The following is a 23790-nucleotide window of genomic DNA, read 5'->3' as shown; positions in this document are numbered from 1 at the left end:
GCCGGCTGATCCGGTCGGCGCGTGGCCCGATCGAGGCGTTTCGGCCCGTCAGGTCACGCCGCTTGCGCAGCGGCCGGAGCGGCGGCGCGCCGGTCGAGCACACCACTCCATATGGTAAGGCCGAGGGCGATTGCCACCAGCACGGCGCCGACGAAGGGCGTTGCCTCCAGGCCGAAGGGCGAGGCGACCACGCGCCCGCCGATCCAGGCGCCGATGGCAATGCCGAGGTTGAAGGCGGCGATGTTCAGCGCCGAGGCGACATCCACCGCGCCGGGACGGTGCAGGCGGGCGAGCTCGACGACATAGATCTGCAGGCCCGGCACATTGGCGAAGGAGAGGAATCCCAGCGCGACCAGGGTCGCCAATGCGAGGATCGGCATCGACATGGTAAGGCCGAACAGCGCCAGCACCAGCGCCTGCGCCGCGAACAGCCCGGTCAGCGCCCGGACCGGGTCGCGGTCGGCGATACGCCCGCCGATCAGGTTGCCGGCGGCGATGGCGGCGCCGTACAGCACCAGGATCAGGCTGACCGAACCGGCCGAGAAGCCGGTGATGCTCTCGAGGATCGCCGCCAGATAGGTGAAGGCGACGAAGGTGCCGCCATAGCCGAGCGCCGTCATGGCGAAGACGATGAGCAGGCGGCCGCTCGACAGCACCTTGAGCTGATCGGACAAGCGCGCCGGTTCCGGCCGCGACAGCCGCGAGGGCAGCAGGACGGCAATGGCGAGGAAGGCCACCGCCCCGAGCACCGCGACGCCGGCGAAGGTGGCGCGCCAGCCGAGATGCTGGCCGATGAAGGTGCCGAGCGGCACGCCGGTGACGATGGCCACCGTCAATCCCATGAACATCATGGCGATGGCCGAGGCACGGCGGTTGGGGGCAACGAGGTCGGCGGCGATGGTGGCGCCGACCGAGAAGAACACGCCATGGGCAAAGGCCGAGACCACGCGCGCGACCAGCAGCGTGCCATAGTCCGGGCTCAGCGCCGCTCCCGCATTGCCGGCGATGAACAGCGCCATCAGGCCGAGCAGCAGCGGCTTGCGTGGTGCGCGGCCGGTCAGCGCGGTCAGCACCGGCGCGCCGAAGGTGACGCCGAGCGCGTAGACGCTGACGATGAGGCCGGCGAGCGGCAGGTCGATGTTCAGATCGGCGGCGACGGTCGGCAGCAGGCCGACAATGACGAATTCCGTGGTGCCGATGGCATAGGCCGCCACGGTGAGGGCGAAGAGGGCGATGGGCATGGTACGGCTCCGGGCGCATCCGTCGAAGCGGCGCGCAAAGGGGTGGTGACGTTGCCGGAACTATGGGGTGCCTATTCCCTGGTGTTTATTCCAAGATGATGATCAGCATCTGTGAAACTGTTTCATCAGTGGGAGCGGGTCATGGATAATCGCGCCGGCGAGATGCAGGTGCTGGTGGAGGTGGCCGATCGCGGCAGCTTCTCGGCCGCCGGCCGGGTGCTGCGGCTGTCGCCCTCGGCGGTCAGCAAAATCGCCGCCCGCATCGAGGCGCGGCTCGGGGTGCGGCTGCTGCTGCGCTCGACCCGGGCGCTGGTGCTTACCGCCGAGGGCGAGGCCTATGTGGCGCGCGCCCGCGCCATCCTCGCCGAGATCGAGGAGGCCGAGCGGCAGGTGGCGGGCGGGGCCGCCGCCGAGCCGCGCGGGCGGCTGCGCGTTTCCGCCTCGGTGGCGGTCGGCGAGCACTATCTGGTGCCGCTGGTTCCGCAGTTCCTGGCACGTCATCCGCGGGTCTCGCTCGACCTGTCGCTGACCGACAGCGTCATCGACCTGCTGGGCGAGCGTACCGATCTCGCCATCCGCATCGGGCCGCTGCGCGATTCGTCGCTGAAAGCGCGGCGGCTGTCGGAGAGCCGGCGGATGATCGTCGCCGCGCCGGCCTATCTCGATCGCCACGGCGTGCCGGCGACGCCGGACGCGCTCGACCGCCACAACTGCCTGCGCTTCAATTTCCGCCGCAGCCTCGACGACTGGCCGTTCCGCGATCCGGAGACCGGGGCCGCGTTCACCCGTCCGGTCGGCGGCAATTTCGAGGGCAATAGCGGGACCACGCTGCGCCGGCTGGCGCTGGAGGGGTTGGGCCTCGCCCGCATCGGCGCCTTCCATATCCGCGCCGACATCGAGGCGGGGACGCTGGTGCCGGTGCTGGAGGACTATAATGCCGGCGATATCGAGCAGATGAGCGCGGTTTATGTCGGGCACGCCCATCTCGACGCCCGCATCCGCGCTTTCGTCGACTTCCTCGCCGAGCGGATCAGGGGCTGAGCCGATCAGGGCTGGGTCGATCAGGACTGGGCCGATTCGCAGCGAGCGGCGGGCCGAGGAACTCGACGCCCCATTTTTCACCGAAGGCGGCGAGCCGCGTCTGGTCCGGCACGCCCTCATGCATCACCTCGGCAAGACCGGTGAAGAAGGCCACCGCGTCGAGGCCGGGCAGGATCAGGATGAACTGCCGCGCCGGCTTGTCGGTGATGTTGACGAAGGTGTGCGCCGCCCCGCCAGGTATGCTCACCACGTCGCCGGCGCCGGCCTCGAAGCGGCGGCCGTCGCAGGCGAAGAGATAGCGGCCCTCCAATACGCGGAACACTTCCGTCTCGTGGTGGCGGTGCAGCGGCGGGCCGAAGCCCGGCGCGTTGACGGTCTCGATGGCAGTCATCGTGCCGCCGCTCATGGCGGGCGGCAGCGGCACGCGCAAAGTGAGGCCGATGGCCGGCACCTCGATCGACGTTTCGTCGGCACGGGAATGCAGGAAGGTGAAGCTCATGGGGGGCTCCGGGTGATGCCGGTCATCCCATCCTGAAGCTCGCCATACCGCAAGCGATATCGGCCGTGAGGCTCTGTGGGGGCGCCTCTTAACCTTCCTCGCCAATCGGGGAGAGCCTAGTCCGCCCTCACCCCAACCTCTCCCCGACGGGGAGAGGGAGCATCCGCTGCGACCAAGCGCTTACGCGAACGCCTTCAGATAGGCGCGGGCGCTGGTCGAGGGCCGTCCGGCGAGCCGCCCCACGTCCTCCGAGGTCGCGGCATACTCGCCGGCGCCGAGCGCGGCATAGAAACTGCCCACCCCGGTCGCCACCCATTCCGGCAGGCCCATCGAGCGGAACTGTTCCTCGAAGGCGGCGACCGGCACGTCGAGCGCCTTGATCTCCTTGCCGGTCAGCTCGGAGAGAAGAGCGGCGAGCTCGACCGCGCTCCAGGCCTCGCCGCCGGCAATTTCATAGGTCCTGTTGGCATGGCCGGAGCCGGTCACCGCGCCGACGATCGAATCCGCCACGTCCTCATGCGATACATAGGCGACCTTGGCGTCGATGCCGGTGAAGGGGAGTACGCCGCTCGCCTTGGCGTTGGCGAACAGCGGGTCGTTATTGGCGAAATAGCTGTTGTCGCGCAGGATCGTGTAGGCGATGCCGGAGGCCTTCAGCTCGGCCTCCGTGGCCTCATGCGCCTTTGCCCAGTCGAAGCGGCTGGTGCTCACCGGGTTGGTGGCGCTGGTGTAGACGATCCGCGTCACCCCGGCCGCCTTGGCCGCCTCGATGGCGTTGTGGTGCTGTGCCGTGCGGATGTCGTTGGTGCCCATCCCGGAGATGATCACCGCAATCTCGGCGCCGGCGAAGGCGGTTCTCAGGCTCGCCGGGTCATCGTAATCGGCGGCGGCCACGTCGAAACCCTCGGCCTTGCGGGCGGCGAGCTTGGCCGGCGAGCGCACGGCGAGGCGAACCTGCCCGGCGAGGCCCTTGGCCTTGAAGGCGTCGGCGAGCGCGGCGCCGAGTTTGCCGCTGGCGGCGGTGATGACGATCATGATGCGAAATCCCTGCGTGGACGCCCGAAGGGCTGTCCTTTGTTACGGAATGAGACTAACATGCGCTTCTGCATCAAAGGCGCAAGAAGGCATCTTTGCGTGCCTCGGTATGCCGGCAGTAACCAAGGGCGCGGGTCGCGCGCGCCGAAGGGAGCAGGTGATGGGTGGTGGAATGATGAAGGCGGAATGGCTGGCGCTCGGTGATGCGTGCCCGGTGCGGCTGCTGCTCGACCGCATCGGCGATCGCTGGAGCGTGCTGGTGCTGACCGAGCTCGACCCCGGCGTGCGGCGGTTTTCCGAACTGCGCCGCTCGATCCCGGATATCTCTCAGCGCATGCTGACCCAGACGCTGCGCTCGCTGGAGACCGACGGCTTCATCTCGCGCACGGTGTTCCCCACCGTGCCGCCGCGCGTCGATTATGAGCTGACCGATCTCGGCCGTTCGCTGATGGTACCGCTCGGCGGCCTCATCGACTGGGTGAAGGCCAACGACACAACGGTGCGCGGCGCACGCCGTCAGCCGACCACGATGCCGGGCGAACCCGCTTCCAGCCGGCCGACGATGGCCGCCGCCGGGTAGCCGGCGGCGCGGATCTCGGCGAGGAGGGGTTCGACCGCCTCCGGCGCCACCGCGGCCAGCAGGCCACCGGAGGTCTGCGGGTCGGTGAGCAGATGCCGCCGCCAATCCGGGAAATCCACGGGAAGGGTGACGCCCTCGCCATAGCTCGCCCAGTTGCGGTGCGAGGCGCCGGTGACGAAGCCCTGCCGCGCCAGCGCCTCGGCCTCCGTGAGCACCGGCAGCGCGTCGGCGTCGAGATGGAGCGTGAGACCCGATCCCCGTGCGACCTCCAGCCCGTGGCCGAGAATGCCGAAGCCGGTGACGTCGGTAACCGCATGCACCTGGGTCCGCTTGCCGAGTTCGGCGCCGATGCGGTTGAGCGTGGTCATCGAGGCGACCATCTCGGCATAGCCGGCCTGCGAGAGCGCCTGTTTCTTGAACGCCGCCGAATAGAGCCCGACGCCGAGCGCCTTGGTGAGGATCAGCACGTCGCCGGCCCGCGCGGTGCTGTTGCGGCGGATGTTCTCCGTCCGGGCGGTGCCGATCACCGCGAGACCGTAGATCGGCTCGGGGCTGTCGATTGAATGGCCGCCGGCGACGGGTATGCCGGCCTCCGCCGCGATCGCCTGGCCGCCGCGCAGGATGTCGCGCACCATCGGCGTCGGCAGCTTGCCGAGCGGCATGCCGAGGATGGCGAGCGCCAGCAGCGGCTTGCCGCCCATGGCGTAGACGTCGGAAATGGCGTTGGTGGCGGCGATGCGGCCGAACTCATAGGGATCGTCGACCATCGGCATGAAGAAGTCGGTGGTGGCGATCAGGCAGGTGTCGTCGTCGAGCTGGTAGACGGCGGCGTCGTCGCCGGTCTCGGTGCCGACCAGCAGTTTTTCGAACGGCCCGCCCGGCGCCTTCTCGGACAGAAGTTCGCGCAGCACCGAGGGGGCGAGCTTGCAGCCGCAGCCGCCGCCATGGGCGAGGCTGGTGAGGCGGAACGGCGCGGAAGGGGCGGGGGTGTCGAGCATGGGCTGATGTCCTTGATGTCAGGCGGTCCATATCGGCAGGACGGCGGCGGCATCCCGCCACTTTCGAGGTCGCCCGGTGCCCCGGTATCGGCGTGTTCTCATCCTCTCCCCGGTGGGGAGAGGTGGCCCGGGAAGCGGGTCGGTGAGGGGGGAGGACATTGGAAGTTCGAGAAGACCCCTCACCCCGACCCTCTCCCCGCGGGGAGAGGGAGAAGGCGGCCCCGTTTATGTCTTCAGTGCGATACGCATCTGCGAGCGGAAGGGGTCCTGCTGCGCAACATATGCAGGCGAGGGCGGGACCCTTCCGCCGACTGCTCCACTCAGGCCGAGATCTCGCTCGCCTTGATGGTGTATTTGAACGCGTCCGGGTCGAGGCAGTCCTGGCGCAGGCTGGCAATTTCCGCCTGCGGATACATCAGGAAGCCGAGCTTGGGCCCGTTCGAGCCGGGCAGCGCGATGTCGTGGCCGTCATTATAGGCGAGCCAGTTGCCTTCCCAGGCGCCGAACAGCGCCTTGCGCGCGGCGACCACCTTGGCATCGTCGAGGGCGTTCTTCCCCGGCGGCTCCTCCAGCACCACCTTGCGCACGTCGGCCGGATCGACGCCGACCCAGCCGAAGCCTTCCAGCCACACCTCGGCGCGGCAATGCTGCGCCTTGGAGATGACCGGGGAGTTGGCGCCGAGGCTTTTATAGCCGAAGGCCGAGGGCGCGACGCGGATGCCGTAGAGGTCGCGCGCCGGAATGCCGGCGGCGCGGGAAAGCCCGACGAACAGCGCGTTGAGGTCGGCGCATTTGCCGCCGAGATTGCCGCTCGCCAGCAGCGAAGCGATGTCGCCGGTGCCGCAGCCGCGGGTGGCGGCGTTGCGGTAGGTGTTGTCGACCACCCATTCATAGATGGCGCGGGCCTTGTCGATATCGGTGGCCTTGCCGGCGACGATCTTGTCCGAGGTCGCCTTCACCAGGCCGTCGGTGGGGATGAGGTCGGTCGCCTTGAGGAAAAGCGCCCGCTCCTCCGGCGACAATGGCGTGGCGGTGCCGGGTGTGGAGAAGTCGGTGGCGCGGTCGCGGGTGGAGAACTTCGAGGTGATCTCCACCTGCGGGTTGGTCTCACCCTCGGCCCAGGCAAGGTGCAGCATCTCGGAGCCGTAATGCGGGTCCTTCACCACCTCGGCGGTCTTGGCATTGGTCTTCCAGCTACTTTCGCCGGGCTTGAACCAGTCGGCGGCGGTATAGGAGGGCAGCGGCACCCAGGCCTGGGCCGGGCCGGACCTGCCTTCGATCGGCGCGATCTCGAGCGTCGTCACCGCTTCGAAGTTGCGCCAGCTGCCCGGCTTGGGCGCGAAGGTCACGCCGCTCGGAGCGGCGGCCGGAGTGGCGCCCGCCTGCGCGAAGGCGGAATAGGGAAGGGCGGTGGCGGCCGCGATGGCGGCGCCGGCTTTCAGCAGGTCGCGACGGTTTGTCATTGTTGTGGGCTCCCGGAGTTGTCAGGCAGGGCGGGCAGGGTGAAGGCCACGGCCGGCGTCGCCGTGGCGAGCAGGCTGTCGAGGGCGGCCGGGATGCGTGCGTCGTCCCAGTCGACCGGGCCGGTGGCGGAAAAGCGCAGCGTGTGATCGGCGCCGAGCACGTGGCTGGTCGGCAGGAACGCCACCTTCCATGCCTTCATGGCGGCGCGGTCCTCGTCGATCAGGATCGGGAATGGCAGCGGTCCGCCGGCGATGTCGCGCGCGAGGAAGCGACGGATGCGGGTGACCGGCTCGCCGACATCGATGGCGAGAATCGCCGGCCGGTTCTCCGCCGGCATTCCGGCAAAGCGTCCAGCAAGCCGGCGCAGCCCCGCCATCTCCTCGCGACACGGCTCACACCACGTCGCAAAGAAGTGAACGATGACCGGCCGACCGTGCAGTGCATCAAGACGCTGCGGACCGTGATCCAGCGAGGCGAGCGCCAGCGGCGGGGGCTGGGCGCCGGGCACCAGCGTCGTCTCGGCGTGCAAGAGCGAACCCGCGTCGAGGGAAAATGACGCAAGGGCAATCAGCAGGAACGGCAGCAGAGGTGACGTGGAGCCCCGACACGCGGGAGCCGAACTGTCGAGCACGCTACAATCCTGCCGACAGTCGGGCTTCCCCGTCAATCGCCTGCCCGTGGGGAGTGGCCGGATTGTGCGCCGCAGCAGTGCGATTGCGAAATCGCACGACGGAAGCGCCTGTAAACGCAGTCTTTTTCCCGCTCCCTCGACTTTAGGTGATTTGACATTGGAGTAGGTAAAAAATAGCGTTGGCTGATTAAACCGCCCTATCGCGCCATGCGTGGGGATGGTCGCGGCACCGTCAAGCCGGGAGAACAGCACATGAATATGGAGCTCTCGCGTCGCGCATTTTTGCGCACGTCGGGTGCGGGACTAGCGGGTACCACGCTCGGGGCCTTCGGCTTCGGCGAGGCGGAGGCAGCGGTGGCTGCCCACGTCAAGCCGTTCCACCTGGCGAACACCGTGGAAGCGCGCAACACCTGCACCTATTGCTCGGTCGCCTGCGGCATCATCATCTTTTCCAAGGGCGACCTGCGGAAGGGCGAGAAGGCCGACATCGTTCATATCGAGGGCGACGCCGATCATCCGACCAATCGCGGCACGTTGTGCCCGAAGGGCGCGGCGCTCCTGAACATCGTCAAGTCCGAGACGCGCCTCACCCAGCCGATGGTGCGCAAGCCGGGTTCCGACAAGTTCGAGCCGATCTCCTGGGATGCGGCGCTCGATAGGATCGCCCGCGCCATGAAGGACGACCGCGACGCCAACTTCATTGCGAAGAACAAGGACGGCGTCACCGTCAACCGCTGGCTGACCACCGGCTTCCTGGCGGCGTCGGCCACCACCAACGAAACCGCGTTCGCCACCTACAAAGTGGTGCGCTCGACCGGGATGCTGGCATTCGACAACCAGGCACGCGTCTGACACGGCCCGACGGTGGCGAGTCTCGCCCCAACATTCGGCCGCGGTGCAATGACGAATTCCTGGACCGACATCCGCAATACCGATCTCGTCGTCATCATGGGCGGCAATGCCGCCGAAGCGCATCCGTGCGGATTCAAATGGGTCACCGAGGCGAAAGCCAACCGTGGCGCCAAGCTGATCGTCATCGACCCGCGCTTCAACCGCTCGGCGTCGGTCGCGGATTATTACGCGCCGATCCGCCAGGGGTCGGACATCGCCTTCCTGCTGGGCCTGATCAACTGGTGCATCCAGAACGACAAGGTGCAGTGGGCCTACACCAAGGCGTTCACCAACGCGTCCTTCATCGTGAAGGAAGGCTTCGCCTATCAGGACGGCCTGTTCACCGGCTATGACGAGGGGAAGCGCGACTACAACCGCGACTCGTGGGAATACGAGATCGGGCCGGACGGCTATGCGCTCATCGACGAGACGCTGCAGCACCCGCGCTGCGTGTGGAGCCTGCTCAAGCAGCACGTCTCCATCTATACGCCGGAGATGGTCGAGCGCATCTGCGGCACGCCGAAGGAGAAGTTCCTGCACATCGCGCAGATGATCGGCGAGTGCTCCTCGCCGACCAAGACCATGACCTCGATGTACGCGCTCGGCTGGACCCAGCATTCCAAGGGCGCGCAGAACATTCGCGGCATGGCGATGCTGCAGCTCATCCTCGGCAATATCGGGGTGCGCGGCGGTGGCATGAACGCGCTGCGCGGCCACTCCAACATCCAGGGGCTGACCGATATCGGGCTGCTGTCGAACGCCATGCCCGGCTATCTCAACCTGCCGACCGACAAGGAGCCGGACTTCAACGCCTACATGTCGACGCGCGGTTTCAAGCCGCTGCGGCCGAACCAGATGAGCTACTGGCAGAACTACAAGAAGTTCTTCGTCAGCTTCATGAAGTCGATGTATGGCGGCGCCGCGACGGCGCAGAACGACTGGGCCTATGACTACCTGCCCAAGCTCGACGTGCCGAACTACGACATCCTGCGGATGTTCGAGCGGATGAAGAAGGGCGAGGTGAACCTCTATTTCTGCCAGGGGTTCAATCCGCTGCAGGCCTTCCCCAACAAGGCGAAGCTCGCCGAGGGTCTCTCCAAGCTCAAGCTGCTCGTGATCATGGACCCTCTCCAGACCGAGACGGCCCGCTTCTGGGAGGACCACGGCATCTACAACAAGGCCGATCCGGCCTCGATCAAGACGGAAGTCATCCAGCTGCCCACCACCTGCTTCGCGGAGGACGAGGGCTCGCTGGTCAATTCCGGCCGTTGGCTGCAGTGGCACTGGCCGGGCGGCTCGCCTCCGGGCGAGGCCAAGCACGACGCCTGGATCATGGCGCAGATCCATCTGCGGCTGAAGGAGCTGTATCGCAAGGAGGGCGGCGCCTTCCCCGATCCGATCCTCAACCTCAACTGGGCCTACAAGGATCCGGGCGAGCCGACGCCGGAGGAACTCGCCAAGGAGATGAACGGCTCGGCGCTGGTCGACGTGTTCGATCCAGCTGACCCGACCAAGAAGATCCTGGAGGCCGGCAAGCAGCTCGCCGGTTTCGGCCAGTATCGCGACGACGGCACCACGGCGGGCGGCTGCTGGATCTTCTCCGGCAGCTTCACCGAGGCCGGCAACATGATGGCGCGCCGGGACAATTCCGATCCGGACGAGACCGGCGCCTATCTGAAATGGACCTTCGCCTGGCCGGCGAACCGGCGCATCCTCTATAATCGCGCCTCCTGCGACCTCGACGGCAAGCCGTGGGACCCCTCGCGTAAGCTGATCGAGTGGGACGGCTCGAAATGGACCGGCTACGACGTGCCGGACATCGCGCCGACCGCCAAGCCGCAGGATGTCGGCCCGTTCATCATGAATCCGGAAGGCACGGGACGCCTGTTCGTGCGCAAGATGATGCGCGACGGGCCGTTCCCGGTGCATTACGAGCCGTTCGAAAGCCCGGTCGCCAACGTGATCGCACCCAAGGTGCGCGGCAATCCGGTGGCGCGCGTGTTCGCCGACGACTGGAAGCAGTTCGCCGACATCGGCGATCCCAACTTCCCCTATGCCGGCACCTCCTACCGCCTGACCGAGCATTTCCACTACTGGACCAAGAACAACCACGTGAACGCGGTGCTGCAGCCGCAGCAGTTCGTGGAGATTTCGGAGGAGCTCGCGAAGGAGAAGCGCATCGTCAAGGGCGGCTGGGTGCGGGTGTGGTCGAAGCGCGGCGAGCTCCTCGCCATCGCGGTGGTCACCAAGCGCATCAAGCCGATGACGATCGACGGCAAGACGGTGCATGTCGTCGGCGTGCCGATTCACTGGGGCTTTGTCGGCGCCGCCCGCAAGGGCTTCCCGGCGAACGTGCTCACGCCCTTCGTCGGCGACGCCAATATCGAGACGCCGGAGTTCAAGGCGTTCATGGTCAACATCGAGCCCTCGACCGGGCCGGTGGCGTAGGGAGGCGGCGCGATGTTCCCACCAATTCCCAACCCGTCCGTCGACCCGGCCGCGGCGACCCCGCGCTTCGGCGAGAAGGACATCATGCGCCGCTCGGCTTCCACGGTGGAGCCGCCGGCGACGCGGCTCACCGAGGTCGCCAAGCTGATCGACGTGACCAAGTGCATCGGCTGCAAGGCCTGCCAGGCCGCGTGCCTGGAATGGAACCAGCTCACCGAGGAAATCGGCGTCAACCACGGGGTCTACGAAAACCCCATGGACCTGACCGAGAACTCCTTCACGCTGATGCGCTTCACCGAGTGGGTGAACCCCGAGACCGAGAATCTCGAATGGCTCATCCGCAAGGATGGCTGCATGCATTGCGAGGATCCGGGCTGCCTGAAGGCCTGCCCCTCGCCGGGCGCCATCGTGCAGTATTCCAACGGCATCGTCGATTTCCAGCACGAGAACTGTATCGGCTGCGGCTATTGCATCAAGGGCTGCCCGTTCGACATCCCGCGCATCTCCAAGGTCGACCACACCGCCTATAAGTGCACGCTGTGCTCGGACCGCGTCGCGGTCGGCCAGGGCCCGGCCTGCCAGAAGGCGTGCCCGACCCAGGCCATCGTGTTCGGCACTAAGGAGGAGATGAAGGGCTGGGCGGATTTCCGCATCAAGGACCTGAAGTCGCGTGGCTTCGAGAATGCCGGGCTCTATGACCCGCAGGGCGTAGGCGGCACCCATGTGATGTATGTGCTGCACCATGCCGACCAGCCGTCGATCTATGCCGGCCTGCCGGACAATCCGCGCATCTCGCCGATCGTCGAGACCTGGAAGGGCATCACCAAATATATGGGCATGGCGCTGATGGGGGTCGCGGCGGCGGCGGGCGTGCTGCACTACCTCGTCGCCGGCCCCAACAAGGTGACCGAGGAAGACGAGGAGAACGCCGAGAGGCTCGCCGGCGGCACCGCGGTTCCGCCACCGGCCGGTCCGGCACCGCTGGAGGGGAGGCGGTCATGACGGTTCGCGACCCGCAGGCCCCGATTGCCGAGCCTGCCGATGACGTCCAGCCGGGCGATGCGGTGCATCCCGGCCGGCCGGTGACGGTCGACCGCTACACCGTCGGCGCGCGCATCAATCACTGGATCACCGCCATCAGCCTGGTGCTGCTGGCCTTGTCCGGGCTGGCGCTGTTCACGCCGAAGCTGTTCTTCCTCACCGGCCTGTTCGGCGGCGGCCAGATGACGCGCATCCTGCATCCCTGGATCGGCGTCGTTCTGTTCGTCTCGTTCTCCGGGCTGTTCCTGCGCTTCTGGCGCGCCAACCTGCCGAAGCGCGTCGATGCGGAATGGCTGGCGCATTCGAGCGACCTGCTGGCCGGCCGCGAGGAGAAGATGCCGGAAGTCGGCAAGTACAATGCCGGCCAGAAATTCGTGTTCTGGTCGATGTCGGCCCTCATCCTGGTGCTGATCACCTCCGGCATCGTGATGTGGGACCAGTATTTCTACCCGTTCACCACCATCGAGCAGAAGCGCATCGCCATTCTCGTGCATTCGGCGACGGCGATCTTCGCCATCTGCGTGTGGATCGTTCATGTCTATGCGGCGATCTGGGTCAAAGGCACATTCAGCGCCATGACGCGCGGTAACGTAACCGGCGGCTGGGCGTGGCGTCATCACCGCAAATGGCTGCGCGAACTGGTGCACAAGCCGGCCAGGAGGGGCACCGGCACGCCGGCTGAGTGAGCGGCGAGCCAGCCTGTGGGCGGAGCGCGACAAGCTCCCTTCTCTCTTCTCCTGTCGGGGAGAGAGGGTGAGGTGTCTTCGGCGCATACCCCGTCACATGGCCCCTCACCGACCCGCCTTGCGGTCCGCTTCTCCGTCGAAGCCGGATGTTTCCGGCGTCGATCTTGCGGAACCGAACTCGGGAACAGCCGAGTTCGGCAGGGGAGAGAAAAACAGAGACCAGGCCTCGGCGCCGTCGCATTTCGTGCCTGGAATGAGGCGCCGAGCGATTCTGCGGTTCATGCGTTAATGTGCCCGAGCGTTGCGTCACCACGTGGCCCGTGCGGTTCGTGAGGAAACCTATGTCCACCGATATCCAGCCCGATCCCACCGTCATCGGCGCCGTCTCGACGCCCCCTTTCGCGGTAGTTCCCGACCCGTCGTCGCTGTTTCCGATCCGCGCCAGGCGTCTGCGCGCCTATGCGGCGGTGAGCCCGATGAAGCCCTATCTCGATTTCGTCGCCGGCATCGTCGATGCTCAGGCCGAGACGGTGGCGTTGGCGCCGGCTCCCGCCCCGATCCCGGCCGAGCAGGTCGCCCGCGCGACAGAGTTCGGCATGCCGCCGCTGGACCGTTCGGTGCTGGCCGCCGACCCCGCCTTCTCTCCCACGCTGGATATGCTGTTCGACGCGATGGCCAAGCGGCCGATGCCGGAGCCGGCGGCCGCCGCGCTGTCGCGCCTGCGGCAGGCGGATGCCGGGCAGCGCGCCGAGATCGCCGGCAATGTGCTCGCCCACGCCATTCCGATGGAGGCGCTTGCCGAGCATGCTTTCCTCGCCGCCGGGCTGGAGGTGTTCGCCACCCGGCTCGCCGCCACGCTCGATCCCAAGGCGCTGAGACCGGTCAGCGAGACGGCGGTGTGCCCGGCCTGCGGCGGGCCGCCGGTGGCCTCGCTGATCGTCGAATGGCCGAATGCGCATGGCAACCGCTTCTGCGCCTGCGAGCTCTGCGCCACCCTGTGGAACTATGTGCGCATCAAATGCGTGTCCTGCGGCTCCACCAAGGGAATCGGCTATCAGGAGGTGGAAGGCGGTCCCGGCACGGTGAAGGCCGAGACCTGCGACGAATGCCGCACCTATGTGAAGGTACTGCACCAGCACAAGGATCCGTCGATGGAGGCGGTGGCCGACGATATCGGCTCGCTGCCGCTCGACATATTGATGCGCGAGGGTCCCTATCGGCGCGCCGCCTACAACCCGTTCCTGATCGGCTACTGACGGAGGTTCCCATGGATGCGGATGCCCGCCCGTCCCTGCGCGACCTGCCCTCGGTCGACCAGGTACTGAAGTCCGAGGCCGCGCTCGAGGCTGCCGAGCGCTTCGGCCGCGTCCCGCTCACCGTCGCGATCCGTGCTGCGATCGAGGAGGTGCGCGCCTGTGTGCTCGCGGGCCAGCTCGCCGCGATGCCGACACCCGACCATGTGGCGCTGGCGGCGGCCGAGCAGCTCGAACTCGGCTCCCGCGGCTCGCTGCGCCCGGTGTTCAATCTCACCGGCACGGTGCTGCACACCAATCTCGGCCGCGCCGTGCTGGCGGAGGCCGCGGTGGAGGCGGCGAGCGCCGCCATGCGCTCGGCAGTGGCGCTGGAATATGATCTCGACACCGGCACCCGCGGCGAGCGCGACGACCATGTTCGCGACATGCTGACCGAGCTGACCGGCGCCGAGGACGCCACCGTCGTCAACAACAACGCCGCCGCCGTGCTGCTGGTGTTGAACACGCTCGGGGCGGGCAAGGGCGCCATCGTCTCGCGCGGCGAGCTGATCGAGATCGGCGGCGCCTTCCGCATGCCGGACATCATGGCCCGCGCCGGCGTCCGCCTCGTCGAGGTCGGCACCACCAACCGCACCCATGCGAAGGACTATCTCGGCGCGCTCGACGCCGACACCGGCCTGATTCTCAAGGTGCACACCTCCAACTACCGCATCGAGGGCTTCACCAAGGAGGTCGGCGCGCGCGAGCTGTCGGCCATCGCCCGCGCCCATGGCGTGCCGCTGGTGCATGATCTCGGCTCCGGCACGCTGGCCGATCTCGCCCGCCTCGGCATCGGCCGCGAGCCCACGGTGCGCGACTGCGTGGCGGAAGGCGCCGACATCGTCACCTTCTCCGGCGACAAGCTGCTCGGCGGGCCGCAGACCGGCTTCATCGTCGGCCGTGCCGATCTGATCGCCGCCCTCAACCGCAACCCGATGAAGCGGGCGCTGCGGGTCGACAAGATCCGCCTCGCGGCGCTGGCGGCGACGCTCAGGCTCTACCGCGATCCCGACACGCTGAAGGACCGCCTGCCGACGCTGCGCCTGCTGGCGCGGCCGATGGAGGAAATCCGCGCGCTGGCCGAGGCGCTGGCCATGCCGGTCGCCACCCTGCTGGGTGACGGCTATGCCGTGGCGGTGGTGGATTGCGCGAGCCAGATCGGCTCCGGCGCGCTGCCGCAGGAGACGCTGCCAAGCGCCGGCCTCGCCCTGCGCCCTGTCGACGGTTCCGGCCGGGCGCTGGCGGGTCTGGCGAGCGCGCTGCGCCGACTGGAGCGGCCGGTGGTCGGCCGCATTGCCGAGGGCGCGCTGCTGCTCGATCTGCGCTGCCTGGAAGATCCCCGCGGCCTGCTCGACAGCCTCGCCGGCCTGCCGCCGGCCCCGTTGCCGGCATGATTATCGGCACCGCCGGCCATATCGACCATGGCAAGACCGCGCTGATCGGCGCGCTCACCGGCGTCGACACCGACCGGCTGAAGGAGGAGAAGGCGCGCGGCATCTCCATCGACCTCGGCTTCGCCTATCTGCCGACGCCGGCGGGCATTCTCGGCTTCATCGACGTACCCGGCCATGAGCGCTTCATCCACACCATGCTGGCCGGGGCCAGCGGCATCGATTTCGCGCTGCTGGTGGTCGCCGCCGATGACGGGGTGATGCCGCAGACCCGCGAACACCTCGCCATTCTCGATCTGCTCGGCGTTTCGCACGGGCTGGTGGCGCTCACCAAGGCCGACCTCGCCGACGAGGCCCGCCGCGCTGCGGTGTCGGCCGGGATCGTCGCGGAGCTGAGCGGCACTGCACTCGATGGCGCGCCGATCCTGCCGGTCTCCGCCCAGACCGGCGAAGGGGTTGCCGAACTGCGCGCCGCCCTCATTGCTGCGGCGGCCAGCTTTTCGGCGGGAAGGCGGCGCGCGGAGTTCGGCGCCCGCTTCCGCCTGTCGGTCGACCGCTCCTTCGCGCTGTCCGGCGCCGGCACGGTGGTGACCGGCACGGTGGTGTCCGGCGCCGTGGCGGTGGGCGACCGGGTGACGGTGAGCCCCACCGGCCTGCCGGCACGGGTGCGCTCGATCCATGCGCAGAACCGCCCGGCCGAGCGCGGCGTCGCCGGCGACCGCTGCGCGCTGAACCTCTCGGGCGAGGGCGTCACCGCGCCGGCGATCTCGCGCGGCGATGTGGTGCTGGACCCCTCGCTGCACGCGCCGACCGATCGCATCGACGCCTCGCTCCGCGTGCTCGGCTCGGAGCCGAAGCCGCTCGGCACCTGGTTCCCGGCGCGGCTGCATCACGGCGCGGTGGAGGTCGGCGCCCGCGTGGTGCCGCTCGACGCCGAAGCGCTGGTGCCCGGGGCTGAGGGACTGGTGCAGCTGGTGCTGGAGCGTCCCATCGCGGCGGCGGTGCGCGACCGCTTCGTGCTGCGCGATACCTCGGCCCAGCGCACCATCGGCGGCGGCCGCTTCATCGATCTGCGCGCTCCCGCCCGCAAGCGCCGCACGCCGGAACGGCTGGCGCAACTCGCGGCGGGTCGCCTGGCCGATCCCGCCACCGCGCTCGCCCGTCTGGTCGAGCTGCCGCCTTATTATCTCGACCTCGAGGCCTTTGCCCGCGATCGTGCGCTTGCCGCCGATGCGCCGACGGGGCTGGCGGCCGAGCTGAAGCTGGCGACGCTCGCCGCCGGGGGCACCACGCTCGCCCTCTCCGCCGCGCGCTGGACGGCGCTGCGCGCGGAGATCGACGCGGCGCTCGCGGCCTACCACGCCGCCAATCCCGACCTTGCCGGCATCGGCGTCGAGAAGTTGCGCATGGAGCTTGGCGTGCGGCTGCCCAAGCCGGCCTTCCAGGTCGCGCTCGCTTGTCTCGCGGCGGATGGCGTGCTGGCGGTCGAGGGTGGGTGGGTGCGGCTCGCCGGCCATGAGGTGCGGCTCACCCGCGGCGACGAATTGTTGTGGGACGCCATCGCGCCGATGCTCGCCGGTCCCGAGCGCTTCCGCCCGCCACGGGTGCGCGACATTGCCGGCCGGCTCGGCGAGCCGGAAGCCAATATCCGCCGATTGTTCAAGCTGCTGTCGCGGCTGGGGAAAATCGACGAGGTGGCGCATGACCACTTCTTCCTCCGCCCGGTCGTATCGGTTATGGTCGGTCACGCCAGAGCTCTGGCTTCGGACGGGGAGTTCAGCGCCGCCGCCTTTCGCGACCGCATCGAGCATGGCGAGCACGCGGTCGGCCGCAAGGTGGCGATCCAGATCCTGGAATTCTTCGACCGTCACGGGGTGACGCTCCGGCGCGGCGACCTGCGCCGGATCAACCGGCACCGGCTCGACCTGTTCGGCGTCGTCGACGAGCCGCCGGCCGCGCTTCTTGCCCCTCCGGTGGATGACGGGGAAGGTGTTTCGGCCTCCGCCCGGGAGGCCAATGGGGAAGAGAGTTATCTCCGGTGAGGTAGCTGGTCTTCAAAACCAGAAGGGGCCGCGCGCCGGTCCTTGGTGGGTTCGACTCCCACTCTCTTCCGCCATTGCTTGTCATTAAGTTCATGATTTAATTAGGTAAAAGTTCTGACTTCAGGTATCACCCCAACTATCACCCCAACACGCGACGGCGCTTCGGGCAAACACCGAGGAATTTTGGCGGGATAAAGCGGGATAAACCGGGATCTGGTGGGACGCTTCCGCCGAACTCGACGACCTAGCAAGCTGAGCCCTACGCTCCCGTGAAATCGGAGGGTGTAATGGTCGACTTGCGGGTGATCGACGGTGGCGGTGGCGACAAGGACGATAAGGATGTGGAATGGGCAGAGGAGATGGCTGCCCAAGCGCTGGAGCGTCTCGCCGTCGAAATCCTCCGCGGCGTCGCCCGCGGGTCGGAGAATGCATACCGCGTGGGCACTGCGGTTCGGGACCTTTATGAGCACCTCACCCCCGAATCCATCAAAGTGCGCCTCTATGCCACCATGAATGCTGGCCTTCGGACCGCGAACAGCCGGCTACTGCCCGACACTCCCAATAAGTGGGACGACGAACTCCCCTGGCTGCTGAAGTGTGCTCTCCGACTGGCAGCGGAGACCATCGCAACGGATGGATTCGCTCGCGGCCGCGCTTCTCAGCGCCGGAGTGATCTCGATCATGCAATTGAGCAGTACATACTGCAAAGGGAAGAGCGTTGGCGCGAGAGCGGTGGAAGCTATCTGGCGCGATTGCTGGAGCAGTTGCCGCCCTTGCCGCATGCACCGGCGCGGGTCCGACAACCCAAGAAGCGAAAGCCTACCACAAAGGCAATGAAGCGGACCTAGCGGTTCCCGCGCGTGGCAACTAAGCGCCGTATAGAGATTGTTACGGCGCGCCTGGGGCGCGCTGATCCTGCGCTTCGGAGCCCGTACTCGATCAGTAAGCAACTGCGAATTCTACGATTTCGCATTTTACCCACCCCGTTTGAAGAAGGGCACCTTCATCGGTGGCGATCGACCAAATGGGCCTGCGGGTCATCTGGGTTCAAAGCGGCCGAGCGCGCCTATTTTGATTAATTTTGATTATTTTCAAGATGGCATCTAATTAAGTGCTTGGTGTCACTTAACATATCGCTCATTTGATTTCGGCGCAGCGAGCCGTAGGATATATATCTGGATACCGATTACAGCTTTCTGAATTGAATTTTTGATTTTAAATCAAGCTGCGACGCGCCTGCGCCTTTGGGCTTTGAATCATTGATTGCGGATCACGATCAGGGCCATGTGCCACAGCCCTTGCTGGACACGCGCTACCGTCGTCCCCGCTTCCTCGGCACGCTTTCCAGGGGCTCCACGCCCTCGGATGTTCACATTTGTTGACACGCCCACCGACCGGGGCACTACGCCTGCTTCAAAAAGGGGTACTCTCAAGCCGAGACCCTGGTTGCTCTGTCAGGAGATGGGGTGGGGCTTTAGGGCCTGACAAAACTCTCCACCCTGATCCCTACCGGCCAAAAGCATGGTCACCGTGATCATACATTTGGAGAGGTGAGGTGAGACGTTAGCTGCATTGGAGCTTTTCAGCTTCGACTTGGATCTTTGGCGCAGCACTGCACCACGCCGGGGCGGGTTCAGCGCCGGGCTAGCTCGGCGAGACAGGCTTGCCGGCCCGTGACGAGACCTCACCGCGCGCCGTTCTAGGATCACCTACCATCTACTTCCACCTACTTTAGATGCCCGCCCACCCCTGCGCTGGGCAAAATTCCCCTCATTTCATTCTCGCCTATATTCATTTTGAGGGGAACGGTGGGGAACAAGGGGAACAGGCCGCAGAGACTAGAAAAATCAATGGCTTGCGACGTCCCCCGGTTGTTCCCCAACTCGGAGGGGCTTGGGGAACAAGGGGAACAAGGCTGGTGCAGGGGGGACGTCCCGCACCTAGCGGCGGCTTGCCATTGCAGTTCCGGAAATCGACAATCACCGCGCATGCCTCGCGATATGATCACGGCATGAACCTGATTCTCTATGTCGTCGTGGTCGCCGCGGGCATCGCCGTTGCATTCCAGCAGGTGCTCAACGCAAATCTGCGAGCGGATCTCGGCTCCCCTTATTGGGCGGGGTTTGTGAGCTATGCGGTTGGCTCACTCGCAATGGTCGCCGTGTTGTTGATGACGGGTAGTTCGATGCCGTCCGCCGCTGCCATCAACCGAACGTCCTGGTGGTCCTGGTCGGGCGGCTTGTTCGGCGCGATGTTCATCCTGGCTGTGATATTTGCTGTGCCACGCGTCGGCGCAGCCACCACCTTGGCGCTCATAGTCGTCGGCCAGATGGTCGGATCACTGGCATTCGACCACTTCGGCATACTTGGACTGCCGCAGCAATCGGTGTCTCTGCCTCGCCTGGCTGGCGCAGCCTTGCTTGTCGCTGGGGTGTTTCTGATTCAGAGGTCTTAGGGCGCTGCCCCACGTAGATCACTGGTCCGCCCAAATGGGGATCTGCCGTAAATTGCCAGTTTGGGGAGGCGGATAGAAACGTGGCTGAGCGACATGCGCACGGGCAATAGCTATAGCGAGCGCAGCACCATCGGTTCATGTGTGACCTCTCCAGCCACAATCGAACTTTGCAGCGATCACGGACCTCGTCGGCACGCTGAGCAACGGCGTTGGGAACCCGACGCCGCAGCCAGGCATCTATCCCGACTATCCGGCGCCGATCGTGCGGATGCCAGTGGACGGCGAGCGTGAGATTGTCATGGCCTGACTGTCTTCCTGCCCGCCATAGCCCTCGCTACGTGCTCTTCCGGCTATGAGAATGAGCCCGAGCCTCAGTTAGCGTGCGGCCGGCAGGGCTCCAAAGCGCCAGTTCAATGTCATGGCAACTGTGTCGAGATTCGTGCTGGCCGGCGCCAGGTTCACATTCAGTAGCGACGCCGGGGCGCTGGTGTAGAACGCCGACGAACCGTCGAAGGCGTAGTGCCGATATTCCAGCCCGACCGATAGATTGGGCATCAGCGCATATTCGATGCCTCCGCCGAGCGTCCAACCGCCATTGGTGCTACCGTTCTCCAAAATGGCGCCGACGAAGTTGTAGTTGTTGAAGGTGTCGGTCTGGCGGTCCCAGGCGTAGCCGCCACGCAGGTAGAGGAGCGAGCGATCGAAGGCGTAGCCGAGGCGTGCGGTGGCGCTCATCAGCCCGGTGACGCGGCTACCGCAGTTAAAGCCGGAGAGCGACCCGGCGGGCGCCGTGGAATAGCAGGTGTCGGTGCCGATGATGTCGACCCAGGAGCCGGCGAACTCGGCACCGAGCACCACGTCGCCGTATTGGTAGTCGAAGCCGATCTGTCCGCCCGCCAGCGCACCGCCGAGAGCGGCGGCGTCGCCAGAGACCGGCGTGGCGAAGGGCGAATTGTAGCTGGTCTCGCCGCGGCCGGCGCCGAGTGTGCCGCCGACATAGAGGCCGGTCCAGTTCATCTTCGGCTCGGCCGCCTTGACCGGCAGATCCGTCGGCTCGAGCGGCGGGCGATCGTCGCCGAAGCGGTAGGACGCCTGCAGGAAGGCGCCGTAGCGCTCGCTGTAGAAGGTAAGCGACTGCGGTTCCATCTGGGTGGGGAAGCGCGCCAGTCCGCTATCGGTGGCAAAATACCAGTAGCGGCCGCCGATGCCGATGTCGAAGCGATCGTTCACCGCATAGGTGAGCACCGCCTCGATCTGAGTCCCCCAGCCGTCGCCGGTTTCCGGCATCGGGTTGATGTCGGTGCGAAACCAGTGATTGTCGTACCCCGAGCGCGTCACATAGGGCAGATAGGCAGCGTCGAGATCGAGCGTGACGCGGTCGGAAAGCCGCAGCCGGCTGTTCATGCCCAGCGCCACGCCCTGCCAAAGCTCGGTCTCGGACAGGCCGAGACTGCTGGCGGTCGCCGGCGTGTCGGCCACTGCATCGTCATCGCAAACCGTCGACTGTGCCACCTGCGCACAGCCATAGCCGTTCACCTTCTGGTACAGAGCGCGATAACCGACGAAGACGCCGAGGCTACCCCGGCGAGTATCCAAAAGATCGTAGCCGACATCGACCGCGCCATAGGACAAGTTGCCATTGTCGAGCGACGAGATGGTGTTGGAATAGACCGGACCGGCCGGGAAGTCCTCGTCGTTCAGCTGGCCGCCGGTTAGTGCGCCGAGACCGGCGAAGCCCTTCACGAACAGACCGCCATCATTGTCGAACCGGAAGAAGGTCTCGCCGGCCTGCCCGGTGGTGTCGGCATAGATGAGGCGGGAGACCACTCGATCCGGTGTCGGCGCCTCGTTATAGAGGTCCTTCTGCATGCGGCCGGTGCTGAGGAAATAGCGGGCACCGATCTCGGCGCTCCAGCCGACCGGCGGCATCCCTACGCTGCCAGCCGCGGCGGAACGGGTTGGGGCGCCATCTGCGCCGCCCAGCCGGTAGTTGAGGCCGAGCCGCACCGCATCGATGGACTGGTCGAGGCTGGCGGTCGAGGTGCCGGCGCTACCGGTGAACGAGAGCTCGCTGGTGCCGAAATCGATGTGGTTGTACTCGACAAAAGCGGACAGCCGGTTGTCGAGCGCATATTCGACGCCAGCGCCCAGCATCCAGCCCCAGCGGGTATCCGAGCCGTGGCTGCTTGATGTGGAGAGTGTCGGCTGTACGGTGCTGTCGGCGTCCGCCCAGGCGGCGCCGCCCTTGCCATACACCAGTACGTTGCCGGTGCCGTAGCCGAAACGGCCGGTCAACAGTCCGAAGGACGAGATGTCGTCCATGCAGCGGAAACTGCCTGTGCGCCTCGCGTTGGTGGCGCACTTCGTCGAACCTTCGATGTCGGCGGCGCTGATGGACGCCTCGATGCCGGCCACCCAGTTGCCACCCTGCAAGTTGAAGCCGACCTGGCCGCCGCCGAACAGCCCCTGGGCACTGGCGTCGCCCTCGAAGATGCCGCCCTGGGAGTAGGCTGCCATCTCCCCGGCGGCGGAGGTCCAGTCCTCACGGACCCAAGCGCCGCCGCCATGCGCGCCGACATAAAGGCCGGACCAGTCATGGGTCTGGGAAACCGGTTGCGCGGCGATACCAGGAAGCGGTGCCGCATCCGGGCGCCAGTTGATACCGAGCTTCACCACCTGCGCGGTCTGATCCAGATCGGCATAGCCGGGACCGTATTCGGTCTCAAACGACATGGTCCGGGACCCGAAGTCCATGTAGTCGTACTCGACCTTGGCAGAGATCGAGGGGGTCACCGCGAATTCGAGCCCTGCCCCTACCGTCCAGCCGGTCATTGTCGACGAACTGGCCAGCCCGCCCGGCATGGCGGGAAACGGGATGGTCAGGTCGACATCGGCGAGTGCGAGACCAGCCTTGCCATAGGCAAGCACATTGCCGAAGGCATAGCCGAGGCGGCCGGTGAGCGTCCCCATCACATCGGTATCGGCCTGGCACCTTAGTAGCCAGTAGTCGAGGCACCGGGTCGCCGAATGGAGCTGGCCGGCGGTCACGTCGAGTTCGGCACCGAGCACGAGGTTGCCGAACTGTTGATTATAGCCGAGCTGGCCGCCGACCAGCGCGACACCGGCATCCGCATCAGCGGTGGCATTCTGGTAGATGCGCGCATAGGGTCCGAAGGCCCCGCGTTCCCACTCGGTGGAGGTCTGCCCCATGCCGCCATGGACGCCGAGATAGAGGCCGGTCCATGAGGCCGCGGGCGATGCAGCGGTAGCCGCCGGTGCCGGAAGCTCGGATGCGCCGGCGCTGGAAGCGATGAGCGTTACGACCGCAGCCGACAACCAGAACTTGAAGCACCCTGACACGCGAAACTTCCCCTACACGTCGGCGATTCGTCTTTCCGAGCATAGGGTTATCGTGCCTGCGATGTCCTGATCGAACTGGGCGTAGGGTCAAAATCGGCGGGAGGTGTTGCTTGAAAGCCGACGTCCTCCATTAATTCCGCTCGCGCGGGAGAGCTCGTTGGCGAAGGTAAATCGAGGTGGAGACAAATGGGTCGTGGCTCCGGACAATCCTCCGGATGCCCATGCGGATGTGGTCAGGCTGGTCGACCTCCAAGATACACCCGGTGCGGAGAAGAAGAGGGGCGATACCGTCAAGATCGGCTTCCGCGCCAACTATATTGAGGTGCCGGGCGGCACCATCGTCGCTGCGGGGTACAACGACCTTGAGAAGATCGTGTGGGCGTTGCGAAGGTCACTAAGCTGACGCATCGACCCGCACCTATCGACCGCGTATAGATTACGCTAATTCTAAACTTTGTCGGACATAGCAGGAGTGGCTCTAACGAACTCGCAAACGACGTCGACGGACATCGTCACCCGGATCATCGCCCATGCGACCACGTTGGAGAATAGAGGCCATCCTCCCGAAGTTGCGCGCGCCGCGCTCAAGAAACTCCGCGACGGCTTAGAGCGCCTAACAAAACCGTTTGTTAACCATGTCGGCTTGAGTTTGGCTTCATGGTGAAGAAGCTGCTTCCGGATGATTTGTGGGCGGA

Annotated in this window: 18 protein-coding genes and 1 tRNA gene; 12 read left to right on the top strand and 7 right to left on the bottom strand. The window is 66.4% G+C overall.

Translation table 11 applies throughout. The annotated features are described in order from the left end of the window. Nucleotides 1-53: 53 nt before the first annotated feature. Nucleotides 54-1241 carry an MFS transporter gene (locus tag J2X65_RS25320; protein ID WP_310207797.1) on the bottom strand — a complete coding sequence of 396 codons (1188 nt, stop codon included), beginning with the start codon at nucleotides 1239-1241 and terminating at the stop codon, nucleotides 54-56. A gap of 141 nt (nucleotides 1242-1382) precedes the next feature. Between J2X65_RS25320 and J2X65_RS25315 the strand changes: the two genes are divergently transcribed. After that, entirely contained in the window at nucleotides 1383-2282 is a 900-nt protein-coding gene (locus J2X65_RS25315; RefSeq protein ID WP_310207794.1) for a LysR family transcriptional regulator, read from the top strand. On the opposite strand, the gene J2X65_RS25310 is transcribed toward J2X65_RS25315, so the two are convergent. Then, on the bottom strand, nucleotides 2272-2781 hold the full coding sequence (locus J2X65_RS25310) for a cupin domain-containing protein (protein WP_310207791.1): 510 nt from the start codon (nucleotides 2779-2781) through the stop codon (nucleotides 2272-2274). The two genes, J2X65_RS25315 and J2X65_RS25310, sit on opposite strands and share 11 nt — an antisense overlap. 180 nt (nucleotides 2782-2961) lie before the next feature. After that, nucleotides 2962-3816 carry an SDR family oxidoreductase gene (locus J2X65_RS25305; RefSeq protein WP_310207789.1) on the bottom strand — a complete coding sequence of 285 codons (855 nt, stop codon included), beginning with the start codon at nucleotides 3814-3816 and terminating at the stop codon, nucleotides 2962-2964. Between the two features lie 160 nt (nucleotides 3817-3976). On the opposite strand from J2X65_RS25305, the gene J2X65_RS25300 reads away from it, so the two are divergent. Then, nucleotides 3977-4396 (top strand): helix-turn-helix domain-containing protein, encoded by a 420-nt coding sequence (locus J2X65_RS25300; protein ID WP_310207785.1) that lies wholly within the window; start codon nucleotides 3977-3979, stop codon nucleotides 4394-4396. Here J2X65_RS25300 and selD read toward each other — a convergent pair. The 3 genes from selD to J2X65_RS25285 all read right to left on the bottom strand — a co-directional run bounded on the left by selD (nucleotide 4333) and on the right by J2X65_RS25285 (nucleotide 7489). Next, nucleotides 4333-5394 (bottom strand): selenide, water dikinase SelD, encoded by a 1062-nt coding sequence (selD, locus tag J2X65_RS25295; RefSeq protein WP_310207782.1) that lies wholly within the window; start codon nucleotides 5392-5394, stop codon nucleotides 4333-4335. The two genes, J2X65_RS25300 and selD, sit on opposite strands and share 64 nt — an antisense overlap. A gap of 320 nt (nucleotides 5395-5714) precedes the next feature. Continuing rightward, nucleotides 5715-6857 (bottom strand): transglutaminase domain-containing protein, encoded by a 1143-nt coding sequence (locus J2X65_RS25290; protein WP_310207779.1) that lies wholly within the window; start codon nucleotides 6855-6857, stop codon nucleotides 5715-5717. Beyond that, entirely contained in the window at nucleotides 6854-7489 is a 636-nt protein-coding gene (locus J2X65_RS25285; protein WP_310207776.1) for a TlpA disulfide reductase family protein, read from the bottom strand. The genes J2X65_RS25290 and J2X65_RS25285 overlap by 4 nt, the downstream gene beginning before the upstream one ends. A gap of 252 nt (nucleotides 7490-7741) precedes the next feature. Between J2X65_RS25285 and fdnG the strand changes: the two genes are divergently transcribed. The 9 genes from fdnG to J2X65_RS25240 all read left to right on the top strand — a co-directional run bounded on the left by fdnG (nucleotide 7742) and on the right by J2X65_RS25240 (nucleotide 19735). Beyond that, a complete protein-coding gene (gene fdnG, locus J2X65_RS25280; RefSeq protein ID WP_310207774.1) occupies nucleotides 7742-10828 on the top strand; it encodes a formate dehydrogenase-N subunit alpha in 3087 nt (1028 codons plus the stop codon). A gap of 12 nt (nucleotides 10829-10840) precedes the next feature. Then, nucleotides 10841-11830 carry a formate dehydrogenase subunit beta gene (fdxH, locus tag J2X65_RS25275; RefSeq protein ID WP_310207771.1) on the top strand — a complete coding sequence of 330 codons (990 nt, stop codon included), beginning with the start codon at nucleotides 10841-10843 and terminating at the stop codon, nucleotides 11828-11830. Then, nucleotides 11827-12555 (top strand): formate dehydrogenase subunit gamma, encoded by a 729-nt coding sequence (locus tag J2X65_RS25270; protein ID WP_310207767.1) that lies wholly within the window; start codon nucleotides 11827-11829, stop codon nucleotides 12553-12555. Before fdxH ends, J2X65_RS25270 begins: the two co-directional genes overlap by 4 nt. Nucleotides 12556-12896: 341 nt before the next feature. Continuing rightward, nucleotides 12897-13811: a formate dehydrogenase accessory protein FdhE gene (gene fdhE / locus J2X65_RS25265; protein WP_310207762.1), complete on the top strand. Its 915-nt coding sequence runs from the start codon at nucleotides 12897-12899 to the stop codon at nucleotides 13809-13811. 11 nt (nucleotides 13812-13822) lie between these two features. After that, complete coding sequence (gene selA / locus J2X65_RS25260; RefSeq protein WP_310207759.1) at nucleotides 13823-15241, top strand: L-seryl-tRNA(Sec) selenium transferase; 1419 nt, start codon at nucleotides 13823-13825, stop codon at nucleotides 15239-15241. Next, a complete protein-coding gene (gene selB / locus J2X65_RS25255) occupies nucleotides 15238-17280 on the top strand; it encodes a selenocysteine-specific translation elongation factor (RefSeq protein WP_310207756.1) in 2043 nt (680 codons plus the stop codon). Before selA ends, selB begins: the two co-directional genes overlap by 4 nt. Then, nucleotides 17259-17354 (top strand) — tRNA-Sec (locus J2X65_RS25250). Before selB ends, J2X65_RS25250 begins: the two co-directional genes overlap by 22 nt. 213 nt (nucleotides 17355-17567) lie before the next feature. Beyond that, nucleotides 17568-18128 (top strand): hypothetical protein, encoded by a 561-nt coding sequence (locus J2X65_RS25245; protein ID WP_310207752.1) that lies wholly within the window; start codon nucleotides 17568-17570, stop codon nucleotides 18126-18128. Between the two features lie 1163 nt (nucleotides 18129-19291). Further along, nucleotides 19292-19735: a DMT family transporter gene (locus tag J2X65_RS25240; RefSeq protein WP_310207750.1), complete on the top strand. Its 444-nt coding sequence runs from the start codon at nucleotides 19292-19294 to the stop codon at nucleotides 19733-19735. Nucleotides 19736-20110: 375 nt separating this feature from the next. Here J2X65_RS25240 and J2X65_RS25235 read toward each other — a convergent pair whose 3' ends face one another. Next, entirely contained in the window at nucleotides 20111-23095 is a 2985-nt protein-coding gene (locus tag J2X65_RS25235) for an outer membrane beta-barrel protein (protein WP_310207746.1), read from the bottom strand. 157 nt (nucleotides 23096-23252) lie between these two features. On the opposite strand from J2X65_RS25235, the gene J2X65_RS25230 reads away from it, so the two are divergent. Next, a complete protein-coding gene (locus tag J2X65_RS25230; protein ID WP_310207743.1) occupies nucleotides 23253-23498 on the top strand; it encodes a hypothetical protein in 246 nt (81 codons plus the stop codon). The last annotated feature ends 292 nt before the right edge of the window (nucleotides 23499-23790 follow it).

This window comes from Ancylobacter sp. 3268 (genome assembly GCF_031456575.1).
Classification (GTDB): Bacteria; Pseudomonadota; Alphaproteobacteria; order Rhizobiales; family Xanthobacteraceae; genus Ancylobacter.
The sequence above is the reverse complement of the archived record's forward strand: the minus strand, read 5'-3'. Positions and strand labels throughout refer to the sequence as shown.

Excerpts from the sequence above, each read along its gene's own strand:
- selA (WP_310207759.1), top strand. The coding sequence starts at position 13,823 with ATGGATGCGGATGCCCGCCCGTCCCTGCGCGACCTGCCCTCGGTCGAC.
- J2X65_RS25305 (WP_310207789.1), bottom strand. The coding sequence starts at position 3,816 with ATGATCGTCATCACCGCCGCCAGCGGCAAACTCGGCGCCGCGCTCGCC.
- selB (WP_310207756.1), top strand. The coding sequence starts at position 15,238 with ATGATTATCGGCACCGCCGGCCATATCGACCATGGCAAGACCGCGCTG.
- J2X65_RS25240 (WP_310207750.1), top strand. The coding sequence starts at position 19,292 with ATGAACCTGATTCTCTATGTCGTCGTGGTCGCCGCGGGCATCGCCGTT.
- J2X65_RS25245 (WP_310207752.1), top strand. The coding sequence starts at position 17,568 with ATGGTCGACTTGCGGGTGATCGACGGTGGCGGTGGCGACAAGGACGAT.
- J2X65_RS25320 (WP_310207797.1), bottom strand. The coding sequence starts at position 1,241 with ATGCCCATCGCCCTCTTCGCCCTCACCGTGGCGGCCTATGCCATCGGC.
- J2X65_RS25290 (WP_310207779.1), bottom strand. The coding sequence starts at position 6,857 with ATGACAAACCGTCGCGACCTGCTGAAAGCCGGCGCCGCCATCGCGGCC.
- fdhE (WP_310207762.1), top strand. The coding sequence starts at position 12,897 with ATGTCCACCGATATCCAGCCCGATCCCACCGTCATCGGCGCCGTCTCG.
- J2X65_RS25315 (WP_310207794.1), top strand. The coding sequence starts at position 1,383 with ATGGATAATCGCGCCGGCGAGATGCAGGTGCTGGTGGAGGTGGCCGAT.
- fdxH (WP_310207771.1), top strand. The coding sequence starts at position 10,841 with ATGTTCCCACCAATTCCCAACCCGTCCGTCGACCCGGCCGCGGCGACC.
- selD (WP_310207782.1), bottom strand. The coding sequence starts at position 5,394 with ATGCTCGACACCCCCGCCCCTTCCGCGCCGTTCCGCCTCACCAGCCTC.
- J2X65_RS25270 (WP_310207767.1), top strand. The coding sequence starts at position 11,827 with ATGACGGTTCGCGACCCGCAGGCCCCGATTGCCGAGCCTGCCGATGAC.
- J2X65_RS25300 (WP_310207785.1), top strand. The coding sequence starts at position 3,977 with ATGGGTGGTGGAATGATGAAGGCGGAATGGCTGGCGCTCGGTGATGCG.
- J2X65_RS25310 (WP_310207791.1), bottom strand. The coding sequence starts at position 2,781 with ATGAGCTTCACCTTCCTGCATTCCCGTGCCGACGAAACGTCGATCGAG.